The organism is Streptomyces sp. 135 (assembly GCF_020026305.1).
GTDB lineage: Bacteria > Actinomycetota > Actinomycetes > Streptomycetales > Streptomycetaceae > Streptomyces.
On sequence record NZ_CP075691.1, the window covers coordinates 541,301 to 556,011 of the forward strand.

Annotated in this window: 10 protein-coding genes and 1 pseudogene; 8 read left to right on the forward strand and 3 right to left on the reverse strand. The window is 72.6% G+C overall.

The genetic code is table 11. The annotated features are described in order from the left end of the window. Window positions 1-1,209: an FAD-dependent oxidoreductase gene (locus KKZ08_RS02520; RefSeq protein WP_223772854.1), complete on the reverse strand. Its 1,209-nt coding sequence runs from the start codon at window positions 1,207-1,209 to the stop codon at window positions 1-3. A 213-nt stretch (window positions 1,210-1,422) separates the two neighbouring features. On the opposite strand from KKZ08_RS02520, the gene KKZ08_RS02525 reads away from it, so the two are divergent. Both KKZ08_RS02525 and purB read left to right on the forward strand, forming a co-directional pair. Next, window positions 1,423-2,202, forward strand: a complete 780-nt coding sequence (locus tag KKZ08_RS02525) for an SGNH/GDSL hydrolase family protein (protein WP_223772855.1) — start codon at window positions 1,423-1,425, stop codon at window positions 2,200-2,202. 82 nt (window positions 2,203-2,284) lie between these two features. Continuing rightward, entirely contained in the window at window positions 2,285-3,727 is a 1,443-nt protein-coding gene (gene purB / locus KKZ08_RS02530; protein WP_223772856.1) for an adenylosuccinate lyase, read from the forward strand. A gap of 65 nt (window positions 3,728-3,792) precedes the next feature. Here the strand turns inward: purB and lysA are convergent, their stop codons facing one another. Further along, window positions 3,793-5,394: a diaminopimelate decarboxylase gene (gene lysA / locus KKZ08_RS02535; RefSeq protein WP_223772857.1), complete on the reverse strand. Its 1,602-nt coding sequence runs from the start codon at window positions 5,392-5,394 to the stop codon at window positions 3,793-3,795. Window positions 5,395-5,679: 285 nt separating this feature from the next. Between lysA and KKZ08_RS02540 the strand changes: the two genes are divergently transcribed. The 5 genes from KKZ08_RS02540 to KKZ08_RS02560 all read left to right on the forward strand — a co-directional run bounded on the left by KKZ08_RS02540 (window position 5,680) and on the right by KKZ08_RS02560 (window position 12,769). Then, window positions 5,680-6,468 (forward strand): GNAT family N-acetyltransferase, encoded by a 789-nt coding sequence (locus KKZ08_RS02540; RefSeq protein WP_223772858.1) that lies wholly within the window; start codon window positions 5,680-5,682, stop codon window positions 6,466-6,468. A gap of 144 nt (window positions 6,469-6,612) precedes the next feature. Continuing rightward, a complete protein-coding gene (locus tag KKZ08_RS02545; RefSeq protein ID WP_223772859.1) occupies window positions 6,613-8,460 on the forward strand; it encodes a methylmalonyl-CoA mutase subunit beta in 1,848 nt (615 codons plus the stop codon). Continuing rightward, the gene (scpA, locus tag KKZ08_RS02550) at window positions 8,460-10,661 is read left to right on the forward strand and encodes a methylmalonyl-CoA mutase (protein ID WP_223772860.1); all 2,202 of its coding nucleotides are present in this window, start codon (window positions 8,460-8,462) and stop codon (window positions 10,659-10,661) included. The genes KKZ08_RS02545 and scpA overlap by 1 nt, the downstream gene beginning before the upstream one ends. A gap of 18 nt (window positions 10,662-10,679) precedes the next feature. Beyond that, a complete protein-coding gene (meaB, locus tag KKZ08_RS02555) occupies window positions 10,680-11,696 on the forward strand; it encodes a methylmalonyl Co-A mutase-associated GTPase MeaB (RefSeq protein WP_223772861.1) in 1,017 nt (338 codons plus the stop codon). Beyond that, window positions 11,693-12,769, forward strand: a complete 1,077-nt coding sequence (locus KKZ08_RS02560) for an enoyl-CoA hydratase/isomerase family protein (protein ID WP_223772862.1) — start codon at window positions 11,693-11,695, stop codon at window positions 12,767-12,769. Before meaB ends, KKZ08_RS02560 begins: the two co-directional genes overlap by 4 nt. A gap of 22 nt (window positions 12,770-12,791) precedes the next feature. Here the strand turns inward: KKZ08_RS02560 and KKZ08_RS02565 are convergent, their stop codons facing one another. Next, the gene (locus KKZ08_RS02565; RefSeq protein ID WP_223772863.1) at window positions 12,792-13,259 is read right to left on the reverse strand and encodes a hypothetical protein; all 468 of its coding nucleotides are present in this window, start codon (window positions 13,257-13,259) and stop codon (window positions 12,792-12,794) included. A 102-nt stretch (window positions 13,260-13,361) separates the two neighbouring features. Between KKZ08_RS02565 and KKZ08_RS02570 the strand changes: the two are divergent. Further along, a pseudogene (locus KKZ08_RS02570) lies at window positions 13,362-14,566 on the forward strand (histidine kinase). The last annotated feature ends 145 nt before the right edge of the window (window positions 14,567-14,711 follow it).

The following is a 14,711-nucleotide window of genomic DNA, read 5'->3' on the forward strand; positions in this document are numbered from 1 at the left end:
TCAGGCCGCCCGGTCGGCGGCGGCCGGTGCCTCGGCACGGTGGGCGCGCAGCAGCTGCCTGCGCTTGGCGACACCGCCCGGCATGCGGTGCAGACTGAACGAACCGGGCTTGCGCGCCTCTCCCGCCAGGTGCTTGGGGATGCCCTTGCAGACCATTTCCTTGATCCTTGCGGCCAGGCCGTCGTCGATGTGCAACCACACCGCGACATCGGACCTGTTGGCGAACTGGTAGATGCCCGCGTTTCGGCCCAGGCTGACGCACTGGGCGTACATCGACTGGTGAAGGCTCTTCGGCTGCTCACCGGCGAGTCGGCTGAGCACCGTGTCGGCGGCCCGCGCGCCCAGCGGCGTTGCGTTCAGGCAGCTCATCCGCAGCGGCAGGCCGGACGGTGCCGCCGAGTCCCCGGCCGCCAGGATGCGCGCGTCGTCCACGCTCGTCAGCGTCTCGTCGGTGAGCAGGCGGCCCACGGCGTCGACACTCAGCCCGCTGCGGGCGGCCAGGTCGGGAACGCCGAAGCCGACGGTCCAGACGGTGACCTCGCTCAGCAGCTCACGGCCGTCGGCGAGCCGCACGGCGTCGCGGGTCACCTCCGTCACCTTCGCGTCGGAGCCGTCGATGACCGTCACACCGAGCTCGGCCAGCCGCTTCGCAACCGAGCGCCGGCCCCGCGTGTGCAGGTACGGGCCGAGAACTCCGCCGCAGACCAGCGTCACCCGGCGGCCCTGTTCCGCCAGCTCGGCGGCGGTCTCGATGCCGGTGGGGCCGGCGCCGACCACCGTCACGGGGGCCGTCGCGGGCGTGGCGTCGAGGACCGCGCGCAGCCGCTGTGCCTCCTCCAGGGTGGCGATCGGGTGGGCGGACTCGGCGGCGCCGGGCACGCTCGGTTCCGCGCTGCCACTGCCCACGGCGTAGATCAGGTAGTCGTAGTCGAGCGGGGCGCCGGCCGCCGGCGTCACGCTGCGCGCGGCCGCGTCGATCCGCGTCACGGTGTCGACCACCAGCCGGACCCGCCCGGCCAGCACGTCCTGGTAGGCGACGACCGCGTCGTCGGACCCGCCCACCAGCTGGTGCAGGCGGACCCGGTGGACGAGCTCCGGGCGCGGGTTGATCAGCGTCACGGTCACGTCGTCGCGCTGCGTCAGCCGATTCGCGGCCATCACGCCCGCGTACCCGCCACCGATCACGACCACATGTGTGTTCCCGGTCATGGTGCCTCCTCCGTTTGCGGCTGTTCGGCCATGAGTCACCGCACCGTCGACCGCTGTGACAGGGTGTGAAACAGATCACTTCGCCGGGCTCGGCGGAAGCTGTGACCGCATGGGCAGGTCGCGAGCCCGACCGTGAGCGGGGCGAGCGCGTGGACTCCCACTCCCCTGCCCCTCGCCGACGCCCCAGGCGGGCGCGTTACCATCGCTTTCGCCATGCAGATGAATGCCAACTACACCAGTCTCGTCGCGGTCGGCGACTCCTTCACCGAGGGCATGTCGGACCTGCTGCCCGACGGCAGCTACCGCGGCTGGGCCGACCTCCTGGCCGCGCGGATGGCGGCGCAGAACCCCGGCTTCCGCTACGCGAACCTCGCGGTGCGGGGCAAGCTCATCGGCCAGATCGTCGCCGAGCAGGTGGACGTGGCGGCCGCGATGCAGGCCGACGTGGTGACCCTGGTGGGCGGGCTCAACGACACCCTGCGCCCCAAGTGCGACATGAACCGCGTACGTGACCTGCTCGAAGAGGCGGTGGAACGGCTCGCCCCCTCCTGCAAGCAGCTGGTCCTGATGCGCAGCCCCGGGCGGAACGGTCCGGTGATGGAACGGTTCCGCACGCGCATGGAGGAGCTCTACGCCCACGTCGACGACCTGGCGTCCCGGCACGGCGCGGTCGTCGTCGACCTCTACGGCGCGCCCGTCCTCGGCGACCAGCGCCTGTGGGACGTGGACCGGCTGCACCCCACGGCCGAGGGGCACCGCAGGATCGCCGAGGCGGTGTGGCAGGCGCTCGGCCATCCGCCCGAGGAGGACTGGCGGACCCCCCTGTCGGCCGCCGTCCCGCTGAACTGGGCCGCGCGCCGTGTCGCCGACGCCCGCTTCGCCCGGCAGCACCTCGCGCCCTGGATAGTCCGCCGCCTCACCGGCCGCTCCTCCGGCGACGGCCGCCCGCCGAAGCGTCCGGAGCTGCTGCCCTACGACGGGCCGCTCCCGTAGCGACCCCCGATGGGCTCTCGTAGCTTCCGACGAACGGGGGCGTGGCGCTGGCCTGCATGAATGGCCAGTAGAATCCGTACACGTGACTGCTGCGCCTGCAAAGCCCCGTATCCCCAACGTCCTCGCGGGACGTTACGCCTCCGCCGAGCTCGCCACCCTCTGGTCGCCCGAGCAGAAGGTGAAGCTTGAGCGTCAGCTCTGGCTCGCCGTGCTGCGTGCGCAGAAGGACCTCGGGATCGAGGTGCCGGACGCCGCGATCGCCGATTACGAGCGCGTCCTCGACCAGGTCGACCTGGCCTCCATCGCCGAGCGCGAGAAGGTCACGCGCCATGACGTGAAGGCCCGCATCGAGGAGTTCAACGCCCTCGCCGGGCACGAGCACGTACACAAGGGCATGACCTCGCGCGACCTCACCGAGAACGTCGAGCAGCTCCAGATCCGGCTCTCCCTGGAGCTGATCCGCTCCCGCACCGTCGCGGTCCTCGCCCGGCTCGGCAAGCTCGCCGGTGAGTACGCCGAGCTGGTCATGGCGGGCCGCTCCCACAACGTCGCCGCGCAGGCGACGACGCTGGGCAAGCGCTTCGCGACCGGCGCCGACGAGCTCCTCGTCGCGTACCGCCGGCTGGACGAGCTGGTCGCCCGCTACCCGCTGCGCGGCATCAAGGGCCCGGTCGGCACCGCCCAGGACATGCTCGACCTGCTCGGCGGCGACGCCGGGAAGCTGGCCGACCTGGAGCAGCGCATCGCCGCGCACCTCGGGTTCGAGACGGCCTTCACCTCGGTCGGCCAGGTCTACCCGCGCTCCCTCGACTACGACGTGGTGACGGCCCTGGTGCAGGTCGCCTCCGCGCCGTCCTCGCTGGCCAAGACGGTCCGCCTGATGGCGGGCCACGAGCTGGTCACCGAGGGCTTCAAGCCGGGCCAGGTCGGCTCGTCCGCGATGCCGCACAAGATGAACACCCGCTCCTGCGAGCGCGTCAACGGCCTCACCGTCATCCTGCGCGGCTACGCCTCGATGACCGGCGAGCTGGCGGGCGACCAGTGGAACGAGGGCGACGTCTCCTGCTCGGTCGTGCGCCGCGTCGCCCTGCCCGACGCGTTCTTCGCACTCGACGGTCTCCTGGAGACCTTCCTGACCGTGCTCGACGAGTTCGGCGCCTTCCCCGCGGTCGTCGCGCGCGAACTGGACCGCTACCTCCCCTTCCTCGCCACCACCAAGGTCCTGATGGCCTCGGTGCGTGCGGGCGTCGGACGCGAGGAGGCCCACGAGGCCATCAAGGAGAACGCGGTCGCCTCCGCGCTCGCCATGCGCGAGCAGGGCGCCGAGCGCAACGAACTCCTCGACAAGCTCGCCGCGGACTCCCGCATCCCGCTGGACCGCGCCCAGCTCGACGAGCTGATGGCCGACAAGCTGTCCTTCACCGGGGCGGCGAGCGACCAGGTCGCCACGGTGGTGGCGCGGATCGAGGCCCTCCTGAAGGAGCACCCGGAGGCCGCGGCCTACACGCCGGGCGCGATTCTCTAAGACATGTCGTGAGCGGCGGCCCGGGCGCGATGCCCCGGACCGCCGTTCTTCTGCCGACCCGAGCCCTACAGGCCCACGTCCCTGCTGCGGAAGTCCTCCAGCGATTCACGGCGGACCAGCAGCCTGGCGTGGCCGTCGGCCACCGCCACCACGGGCGGCCGGCCCACGAGGTTGTACCCGGACGCCATCGACAGGTGGTACGCGCCCGCGACCGGGACGGCGAGCAGGGCCCCGGGGCGTACGTCGCCGGGGAGCCGGACATCGGAGGCGAGGATGTCGCCCGCCTCGCAGTGCCGCCCCACCACCGTCACCGGTTCCGCACTGGATGCGGAGCGCCTGCCGATCAGGCGGGGCGCGTACCGCACGCCGTACAGGGCGGGCCGCGGGTTGTCGCTCATCCCGCCGTCCACCGCGACGAACGTCTGCCCGGCCGTCCGCTTGACGGCGAGCACCCGGTAGAGCGCCACCCCCGCGGGCCCCACGATGGCCCGCCCCGGCTCCACCACGAGCCGCGGGACGGGCAGACCCGCCGCCGCGCAGCTCTCGGTCAGCTCGGCGCGCACCTTGCGGGCGAGGGAGGCGACATCGAGCGCGTCCTCGCCGGGGCGGTACGCGATGCCGTGCCCGCCGCCGAGGTCCAGTTCGGGCAGGGTGACCCCGTGCTGGTCCTTGATCCGGGCCATCAGCCCGACCAGGCGGCGCACCGCGCACAGGAACGGCTTCTCCGTGGTGATCTGCGAGCCGAGGTGGCAGTGCAGGCCGACCAGTTCCAGCGTGGGCCGGCCCAGGATGCGGGCGATGGCGTGCTGGGCCGAGCCGTCCGTGATGGACAGGCCGAACTTCTGGTCGTCCGTGCCCGTCCGGATCTTGGCGTGTCCGCCGGCGGCGATGCCCGGCACCGCCCGGACCAGCACCTTCTGGCGGCTGCCCGGTGGGACGGCGGCGGCCAGCCGCGCGATCTCGGAGGCGCTGTCGATGACGATGCGGCCGACGCCGAGGCGGAGCGCGGCGCGCAGGTCGCCGGGGCTCTTGGCGTTGCCGTGCAGCACGATGCGGTCCGTGGGGAAGCCGGTGGTGACGGCGAGCTCCAGCTCCCCGGCCGAGCAGACGTCGAGGCCGAGGCCTTCCTCGGCGATCCAGTGCGCCATCGCGCGGCACAGGAACGCCTTGGCGGCGTACAGGACTTCGGCGCCCTCGAAGGCCCGCAGATAGGAGCGGCAGCGGGCGCGTACGTCGCCTTCGTCGAGGAGGTAGGCGGGGGTGCCGAACCGCTCGGCGACCTCGGTGAGCGGCACCCCGGCGACGGCCAGGTCTCCGTGGGCGAGCGGTGTGGTGGACGTGGGCCAGACGGACAGGTCCGCACCGGGGATGGGGGCGGCTGCGGTCGGGGCGGCGGCTGACGCCCCTGCGGGGCGGAGGGCAGCAGAGTGTTCGCCGAGGTCCGCGCCCATGATCCGCGGCGCGTCCCGGGCGGCGCCACACCGTCGCAGGCGCTGCGGTGAGGTGCGACGGCGGTGCGCTCGCCACGGTGTGCGGAACGCGAGGCGGTGCGGCCTACGCAGGCGGGCCACGCAGCCCGCGGGTCCCGGCCGGACGGGGACGAACAGGGGCCCGGCCGGGCCGGGTTCACAGGGCTCGGGGTCGTCGTCGCACAGAAGCTCGGCCATGGGGCTCCTCCAGTGGAGCGAAGGGGAAGGGCAGAAGAACACCTGCGGTACACGAAGACGTTATGCCCGGCACGGAGTGCCAACCGACCCCCTATAACGCGTTGTTGACGTGTCGACGCCCCTCCCTGACGCGATACTGGCGGCGGGCGCACAGGGTACCCGGCAGGGGACGGCCGGACGCCGCGCGCACGGTTCGTCCCGTGACGCGGCGCTTTTCACCCGAAGGCCTCACCCGAGGGCCTCACTCAAAGGTCTCACTCGAAGGTCTCACCCGGAGGAGCGTTCATGATCGAGCTTCCCCCGCACCGCCTGCCCGCCGCACCCGGCTGGTTCACCGCCGGGGCTCCAGGGCCCGCGTCCCTGCACGAGCACGTCACGGCCACGGGGGTGGGCGCCTGGTGGGGCGACCACGCCCTGAGACCGCGCGCGGTGGCGGTCTCCTGCGCGGGCCGGGTCCTGCTGAGCGGCGATCCGGGGAGCGTCACCCCGGCCTTCCTGGCCCCTTTCGCGCACAGTCACGTCGAGGCACCCGTCCGCTTCCTGCCCGTGCTCGGCGTCGCCTTCGATCGGGTGATTCCGGTCGAACGCATGGTCTACGTCCACCGTGAGTCCGTGGCCCCGCCGCGCCTCCCGCGGGGGGTGACCGTCCGCCGCCTGGAGTCCCACGACGCCCCGGCACTCGCCGCCCTCTCCCCCGACGGGGCATGGATACACGCCAGTTGGGGCGGACCCGCGGGGCTCGCCGGCTCGGGGCACGCCTGGGGCGCGGTGGACCGGGGCGGCCGGCTCGCCGCCGTCGCCTGCGGCTACTTCGTCGGCACGGCTTACGAGGACATCGCCGTGCTCACCCTCCCCGAGCGCCGCCGCGAGCACCTGGCGTCGGCCTGCGTCACCTCGCTGTGCGCGGACATCACCGCGCGCGGCCGGACCGCGAGCTGGTCGTGCGGGCGGGACAACCGGCCCAGCCGCCTGCTGGCCTGGAACTCCGGATTCCGGCTGCATCGCGAGTACGTGCGCTACGCCACCGGAGATGCGGCGGCGCGGCCTCAGCGTGCGTCGCGCGTCATCGTCTGAGAGCTGCCGGGCGGGCGCCCGCTGCCCGTCGGCGACCCTCGGCACTAGCCGCCCGCTCGTTCGAGATCAAGAGCGTTCAGAAGAGGGCAAGGTCACAGCCCTTGATGGCACCGCGTGCCATGGGTTGCGCCCTAGCATCAGGGCATGACGGTCCTGCCTGACGACGGGCTTTCCCTGGCCGCCGAGTTCCCTGATGCGACCCATGAGCAGTGGCAGCGCCTTGTGGAAGGCGTGCTGCGCAAGTCGGGTAAGGACGTATCGGGCACGGCCGCCGAGGAAGCACTGTCCACCGCGCTCGAGGACGGGCTCACCACCCGCCCCCTGTACACCTCACGTGACGCCGCGCCCGCTGTCGGCCATCCCGGTTTCGCCCCCTTCGTACGGGGCGCCACACCCGGTGGCACCGCCCCCACCGGCTGGGACGTGCGCCAGCGCCACGCGAGCACCGATCCCGCCCGCGCGAACGAAGCCGTGCTCGGCGACCTGGAGAACGGCGTCACCTCGCTGTGGCTCGGCGTCGGCGCCCACGGCGTACCGGTCTCCGGCCTTGCGCGGGCGCTGGACGGCGTCTATCTGGACCTCGCCCCGGTCGCGCTCGACGCCGGCGGCGAATTCGCCCCGGCGGCGCGTGAATTGCTACGTCTGTACGAGGCGGCGGGCGTCCCCAAGGAGTCGGCGCGCGGCACGCTCGGCGCGGACGTACTCGGTCATGAGGCCCGCTCCGGCGAGGCATCGGACCCGGCCGAGGCCGTCGAACTCGCCCGGCTGTGCGGGCGGGAGTACCCGCAGCTGCGGGCCCTCGCCGTGGACGCGCTGCCCTACCACGAGGCGGGCGGCTCGGCCGCGCAGGAGCTGGGCGCCTCGCTCGCCACGGGCGTCGCCTACCTGCGGGAGCTGACCGAGGCCGGGCTGTCGGTCGAAGAGGCGTGCGCACAGCTGGAGTTCCGTTACGCGGCGACCGCCGACCAGTTCCTGACCATCGCCAAGCTCCGTGCGGCGCGCCGCCTCTGGGCGCGGGTCGCCGAGGTGTGCGACGCGCCTGCCGCCGGGGCGCAGCGGCAGCACGCCGTGACCTCGCCGGTGATGATGACCCGCCGCGACCCGTGGGTGAACATGCTGCGCACGACGGTGGCGTGCCTGGGCGCCGGGGTCGGCGGCGCCGACGCCGTCACCGTACTGCCGTTCGATCACTCGCTGGGTCTGCCGGACGCCTTCGCGCGCCGCATCGCCCGCAACACCTCCACGATCCTCATCGAGGAGTCGCACCTGGCCCGCGTGATCGACCCGGCGGGCGGCTCCTGGTACGTCGAGCGGCTGACGGACGAACTGGCCCATGCGGCATGGGACTTCTTCCGGGAAATCGAGGGCGCGGGCGGCCAGGCGGCGGCCCTGCGCTCCGGGATGATCCGCGAACGCCTCGCCGCCACCTGGGCGGCGCGCGGCAAGAAGCTCGCCGAGCGACGCGAACCGATCACGGGCGTCAGCGAGTTCCCGAACCTGGACGAGCGGCCCGTGGAGCGCGAGACCGCACCGGCCACACCCTCCGGGGGCCTGCCGCGGGTGCGCCGGGACGAGGCGTACGAAGCGCTGCGGGCCCGTTCCGACGCCCATCTGGCGGCGACGGGCGCGCGCCCCAAGGTGTTCCTCGCCGGGCTCGGTCCGGCCGCGGCGCACACCGCGCGGGCCGCCTTCGCCGCGAACCTCTTCCAGGCGGGCGGCATCGAGGCCGTGCACGAGCCGGCGACGGTGGACGCGACGACGGCCGCCGACGCCTTCAAGGCCAGCGGTGCGACGGTGGCGTGCCTGTGCTCCAGCGACGCTCTCTACGCCGAACAGGCCGAAGCGGTCGCCCAGGCGCTCAAGTCGGCGGGCGCGGAGCGGGTGTTCCTCGCGGGACGCGGCGCGTACGACGGCGTCGACGCGCACGTCTTCGCGGGCTGTGACGCCGTGGCCGTCCTCTCCTCCACCCTCGACCGCATGGGAGTGGCGTAATGCGCATCCCCGACTTCTCCTCCGTCGATCTCGGCCCCGGCGCGGACGCCGAGGGCTCGCACGAGCAGTGGCGCTCCGCGGTGAAGGAGTCCACGGGCAGGTCCGAGAGCGACCTGCTGTGGGAGACCCCCGAGGGCATCGGGGTCAAGCCGCTGTACACGGGCGCCGACCTGGAGGGCCTGGACTTCCTGGACACCTATCCGGGTGTGGCCCCGTATCTGCGCGGCCCTTATCCGACGATGTACGTGAACCAGCCCTGGACGATCCGGCAGTACGCGGGTTTCTCCACCGCCGAGGAGTCCAACGCCTTCTACCGCCGCAATCTCGCGGCCGGGCAGAAGGGCCTTTCGGTCGCTTTCGACCTGCCGACGCACCGCGGTTACGACAGCGATCATCCGCGCGTGACCGGTGATGTCGGCATGGCGGGCGTCGCCATCGACTCCATTTATGACATGCGTCAGCTCTTCGACGGCATTCCGCTGGACAAGATGACGGTGTCGATGACCATGAACGGCGCCGTGCTTCCCGTACTGGCGCTGTACATCGTGGCGGCCGAGGAACAGGGCGTACCACCCGAGAAGCTCGCCGGGACCATTCAGAACGACATTCTCAAAGAGTTCATGGTCCGCAACACCTACATCTATCCGCCGAAGCCCTCGATGCGGATCATCTCCGACATCTTCGCGTACACCTCGCAGAAGATGCCGCGCTACAACTCCATCTCCATCTCCGGCTATCACATCCAGGAGGCGGGTGCGACGGCCGATCTGGAGCTGGCGTACACGCTCGCCGACGGGGTGGAGTACCTGCGGGCCGGGCAGGAGGCGGGCCTGGACGTGGACGCGTTCGCGCCCCGGCTCTCCTTCTTCTGGGCGATCGGCATGAACTTCTTCATGGAGGTCGCCAAGCTCCGCGCGGCGCGCCTGCTGTGGGCGAAGCTCGTCAAGCAGTTCGATCCAAAGAACGCCAAGTCGCTCTCCCTGCGCACGCATTCGCAGACGTCGGGCTGGTCGCTGACGGCGCAGGACGTGTTCAACAACGTCACGCGCACGTGTGTCGAGGCGATGGCGGCGACGCAGGGCCACACCCAGTCGCTGCACACGAACGCCCTCGACGAGGCGCTCGCCCTGCCGACCGACTTCTCCGCCCGCATCGCCCGCAACACCCAGCTGCTCATCCAGCAGGAGTCGGGGACGACACGGACGATCGACCCGTGGGGCGGCAGCGCGTACGTCGAGAAGCTGACGTACGACCTGGCGCGCCGCGCCTGGCAGCACATCGAGGAGGTCGAGGCGGCGGGCGGCATGGCGCAGGCCATCGACGCCGGCATCCCCAAGCTGCGCGTGGAGGAGGCCGCCGCGCGCACCCAGGCCCGGATCGACTCGGGGCGCCAGCCCGTCATCGGCGTCAACAAGTACCGCGTGGACGCCGACGAGCAGATCGACGTCCTGAAGGTCGACAACTCCTCGGTGCGCGCCCAGCAGATCGAGAAGCTGCGGCGCCTGCGCGAGGAGCGCGACGACGACGCCTGCCGGGACGCTCTGCGCGCCCTGACGGCGGCGGCCGAGCGCGGTCCGGGCCAGGGCCTTGAGGGCAATCTGCTCGCGCTCGCGGTCGACGCGGCCCGCGCGAAGGCCACGGTCGGTGAGATCTCCGACGCGTTGGAGAGCGTGTACGGGCGGCACGCGGGCCAAATCCGTACGATCTCCGGTGTGTACCGCACCGAAGCAGGCCAGTCCCCGTCCGTGGAGCGCACGCGCGCCCTGGTGGACGCGTTCGACGAGGCCGAGGGGCGCCGCCCGCGCATCCTGGTCGCCAAGATGGGCCAGGACGGGCACGACCGCGGCCAGAAGGTGATCGCGAGCGCCTTCGCCGACCTCGGCTTCGACGTCGACGTCGGCCCGCTCTTCCAGACCCCGGCGGAGGTCGCCCGCCAGGCCGTCGAGGCCGACGTGCACATCGTGGGCGTCTCCTCGCTGGCCGCCGGGCACCTGACCCTCGTACCGGCGCTGCGCGAGGAGCTGGCCGCCGAGGGACGCGACGACATCATGATCGTCGTGGGCGGGGTGATCCCCCCGCAGGACGTCGAGGCGCTGCACGAGGCGGGCGCCACGGCGGTGTTCCCGCCCGGCACAGTGATCCCGGACGCGGCGCACGACCTGGTGCGGCGACTGGCGGCCGACCTCGGCCACGACCTGTGAGCCGGTGAGCGCCGACCCATGCCTGTGACGATCGACATCGATACGTATGTGAAGGGCGTCCTCGACGGGAAGCGCGCGTACGTCGCGCGGGCGATCACCCTCGTCGAGTCGACGCGGCCGCAGCACCGGGCGCTCGCGCAGCAGTTGCTGACCGAGCTGCTCCCGCACAGCGGGCGGGCGCGGCGGATCGGCATCAGCGGCGTGCCGGGGGTCGGCAAGTCGACGTTCATCGACGCGCTCGGCACGATGCTCACCTCGCTCGGCCACCGCGTCGCGGTGCTCGCCGTCGACCCCTCGTCCACGCGCACGGGCGGCTCCATCCTGGGTGACAAGACCCGGATGGAGCGGCTCTCGCTGGACCCCGCCGCGTTCGTCCGTCCGTCTCCCTCCGCGGGGACGCTCGGCGGGGTCGCCAAGGCGACGCGGGAGTCGATCGTGGTGATGGAGGCGGCGGGTTACGACGTGGTGCTGGTGGAGACCGTGGGTGTCGGACAGTCGGAGACGGCGGTCGCGAACATGGTCGACACGTTCCTGCTGCTGACCCTCGCCCGCACGGGCGACCAGCTCCAGGGCATCAAGAAGGGCGTCCTTGAACTGGCGGACGTGATCGCCGTGAACAAGGCGGACGGTCCGCACGAGCGGGACGCCCGCTCGGCGGCGCGGGAACTGGCGGGCGCGCTGCGTCTGATGCACCCGGCCGACGCGGCGTGGACGCCTCCGGTGCTCACGTGCAGTGCCCGGGAGTCGAGTGGCCTGGACACCCTCTGGGAGCGGCTCGAACAGCACCGCACGCTGCTCGACTCCACCGGCCGTCTCGCCGCCAAGCGCCGCGACCAGCAGGTCGACTGGACGTGGACGATGGTGCGGGACGAGCTGCTCGGCAGGCTGCGCGCGCACGCCGAGGTGCAGCGGGTGACGCCGGACCTCGAACAGCGCGTCCGCGAGGGGACCTTGACCGCCACCTCGGCCGCCGAGCAGATCCTGGACGCGTTCCAGGGGCACGGCCCTCACGGAACGGAGCCCTCCGCACCATGAACGCCACTCCCGGCGCCACCCGGGGCGCCCTCTTTGACACCGCGCCCGTCCTGCTCCGCCGCGAGGGCCGCGCCGGGCACCTAGTCCTGAACCGGCCGCGGGCCATCAACGCCCTGAACCACCCCATGGTCCGGTTCATGGAGGAGGCCCTCGACGCCTGGGAGGGCGACGCTTCGGTGGCGACGGTGGTGCTCACCGGCGCCGGCGAGCGGGGGCTGTGCGCGGGCGGCGACATCCGTTCCATCCATGACGACGTGAGGGCGGGCGGCAGGGCGGCGTCGGCCGCGTTCTGGCACGACGAGTACCGCCTCAACGCCCGTATCGCCCGCTACCCGAAGCCGTACGTCGCCGTCATGGACGGCATCGTGATGGGCGGTGGCGTAGGAGTGTCGGCGCACGGCAGCGTGCGGGTGGTCACCGAGCGCTCCCGGGTCGCGATGCCGGAGACCGGCATCGGGTTCGTGCCCGACGTGGGCGGCACCTATCTCCTGACGCGCACACCGGGTGAGCTCGGCACGCACCTCGCGCTGACCGGCGCCGCGGTGGGCGCGGGCGACGCGGTGCTGTGCGGCCTCGCCGACCACTATGTGCCGTCCGAGCGTCTGGCGGAGTTCACCGCCGCCCTCGCCGACCGTGAGGCGTCCGAAGCCGTACGGCAGTACGCCGAAGCGGTCCCGGAGGGTGAACTGGCCGCGCACCGCGAGTGGATCGACCACTGCTACGCCGCGGACTCCGTCGAGGAGATCGTCGCCCGGCTGCACGCCGTCGGTGACCGACACGCGAAGGAGGCCGCCGAGACGATCCTGACGAAGTCCCCGACCTCCCTGAAGGTCACGCTCGCCGCACTGCGCCGGGCGCGCGAACTGCCCTCCCTGGAGGCCGTCCTTGAACAGGAGTACCGCGTGTCCTGTGCGGCGCTCGGCTCGCCCGACCTCCCCGAGGGCATCAGGGCCCAGGTCGTCGACAAGGACCGCAGGCCCCGCTGGTCGCCCGCGCGGCTGGAGCAGGTGACGGAGGCGGACGTGGCCCGCTTCTTCGAGGAAGCCGACGCCCAGGCCCCGGGCCGCGGCTGACGCGCCGTCCGCTCGGCAGGCCTCAGGGCGGGTCGGTCTCCGTGATTACGGCGAGGAGCTGGAAGGGCAGCTCCTTGTCCCACTGCGCGACGCCGAGGGCTATCCAGCGGCCGTCCACGTGCCACAGGTGCAGGTCCGGCACGGACGAGCTGAGCTGGGCCCACGGCTCCGGTATCTCCTCGGCCTCGCCGTCGCCATCAGCCCCGAGGGCCGCCTCCATGGTGCGCTCGAAGAGGCTCGCCAGACTGAACCGCTGGGGCGGTCCCCAGCGGTCGCCGAGCAGGACCGTCAGACCGTCCCGCTCGGCCTCATACTGTTCCTCGACGATGTCCCGCTGAGAGCCGTCGTCCTCCCAGAACGTGTCGCTCGTCATTAACTCGGCGATGTGGTAACCGGGTCCTTCGGAGCCGCACTCCGACCTGCCGTGCTCCGCCGGGAACTCCCGGGAGCGCAGCAGGTCGATCACGGCGAGATGCTGTGCGGTACTCATGACGTCCAGTAAAGCGGGCGCCACTGACAACCGGTCATGCCCCGCGGCCCGGGGGGGTCCACCGGTGGCCGGGCGGCGCGGCCCACCTGGCACGATGGCGCCATGCCGGGCTTTGTGAGACCTCTGACGCGTGCGGTCACCTATACGCGGTGGCTGCACATCCTCATGGGTTCGGCGGTCGCCTGGATCTGTGCCGCCATCTACCCGGGGCTCTCGCGGCCCACGTTTCGGCGACTGGGTCCTCCTGCCGCTCCTGCCCGTGCCCTTGGTGGTGGTGGCCGCCGCCATGGTGCCCGCGATGCGGCGCGCCGAGGGACTCCAGGCGCGGATGATGCTGTTCCCCGGCGCGACCACGCGCGTGGCGGACGGCGCGGAGCATCCCGCCATCTCCGTGGCCCCGTCCGCCTCCTGGCGGGACCGTGGCAGGACCGCCGTGTGGCTGGTGCTGCGCCTGGAGGTGGGCTGCGCCATGGCTCTGGCCACGGTGCACCTCTTCGGGCTCTCGCTGGCCATGCTGGGGACGACCGAGGCGGCCGCGCGGGACGAGGGGCGCTTGCTTCAAGCGGCGCCCCAGGGCTGGGCCGGTGTGCCTCTGAGCCTCCTGCCGGTGGTGGCGGAGCTCGTACTGATCGTGGTGGCGGGCCGGTTGATGGCCCTGGCCGCCCACCGCCTCCTCGGCCCCTCCACCGCCGGGCGCCTCGCCGCGCTGGAGGAGCGCACCGAACAGCTCCTCGAACGCAACCGCATCGCGCGGGAGTTGCACGACTCCACCGGGCACGCGTTGACCGTGGCGGTCGTCCAGGCCGGCGCGGCCAAGGCCGCGGCGGACCCGGAGTTCACCGACCGGGCGCTGGACGCCGTGGAGACCGGCGGGGCCGCGCTGGAGGACCTGGAGCGCGTCCTGCGCGTCCTCAGGGAGGACGGGCGGCCCGCGAGCGGCCGTCCCTCGCTCACCGATGCCGGACGCCTCCTCGACTCGGCGCGTGCCTCGGGGCGACCGTTGACGTGGAGGTGACGGGTCCGGTGGAGCGGTTGCCGGGGCCGGTGTCCCGGGAGGGCTACCGCATGCTCCAGGAGGCGCTGACGAACGTACTGCGCCACTGCGGCCCGGTGCCGGTGCGCCCTCGACGAGGCGCGTCTGGTGATGGACGTACGCAACGCGCTGACCGGTGCGAGCGGTGCGACCGGGGGCAGTGGCAGCGGGCTGCGCGGCATCCGGGAGCGGGCGGCGTTGCTCGGTGGGCGGGCGACCCACCGGCCCGTACGACGGTGAGTGGCGGGTGCGCGTCGAGCTTCCGCTGGGGTGATCGACGCCGGGGGCGGCCACGGATCGGGACCGGCCGCGGGCGGGCGTCGCCGCGCACGGATCCGGTCCCGTCCGGCGTGGGATGACGGCTGTGCGCAGGGTGAATGCGGGCCCGGCACTCGCCGCTGCCCGGTCCTACGAGTACG

Excerpts from the sequence above, each read along its gene's own strand:
- KKZ08_RS02520 (WP_223772854.1), bottom strand. The coding sequence starts at position 1,209 with ATGACCGGGAACACACATGTGGTCGTGATCGGTGGCGGGTACGCGGGC.
- KKZ08_RS02525 (WP_223772855.1), top strand. The coding sequence starts at position 1,423 with ATGCAGATGAATGCCAACTACACCAGTCTCGTCGCGGTCGGCGACTCC.
- lysA (WP_223772857.1), bottom strand. The coding sequence starts at position 5,394 with ATGGCCGAGCTTCTGTGCGACGACGACCCCGAGCCCTGTGAACCCGGC.
- KKZ08_RS02540 (WP_223772858.1), top strand. The coding sequence starts at position 5,680 with ATGATCGAGCTTCCCCCGCACCGCCTGCCCGCCGCACCCGGCTGGTTC.
- KKZ08_RS02545 (WP_223772859.1), top strand. The coding sequence starts at position 6,613 with ATGACGGTCCTGCCTGACGACGGGCTTTCCCTGGCCGCCGAGTTCCCT.
- scpA (WP_223772860.1), top strand. The coding sequence starts at position 8,460 with ATGCGCATCCCCGACTTCTCCTCCGTCGATCTCGGCCCCGGCGCGGAC.
- meaB (WP_223772861.1), top strand. The coding sequence starts at position 10,680 with ATGCCTGTGACGATCGACATCGATACGTATGTGAAGGGCGTCCTCGAC.
- KKZ08_RS02560 (WP_223772862.1), top strand. The coding sequence starts at position 11,693 with ATGAACGCCACTCCCGGCGCCACCCGGGGCGCCCTCTTTGACACCGCG.
- KKZ08_RS02565 (WP_223772863.1), bottom strand. The coding sequence starts at position 13,259 with ATGAGTACCGCACAGCATCTCGCCGTGATCGACCTGCTGCGCTCCCGG.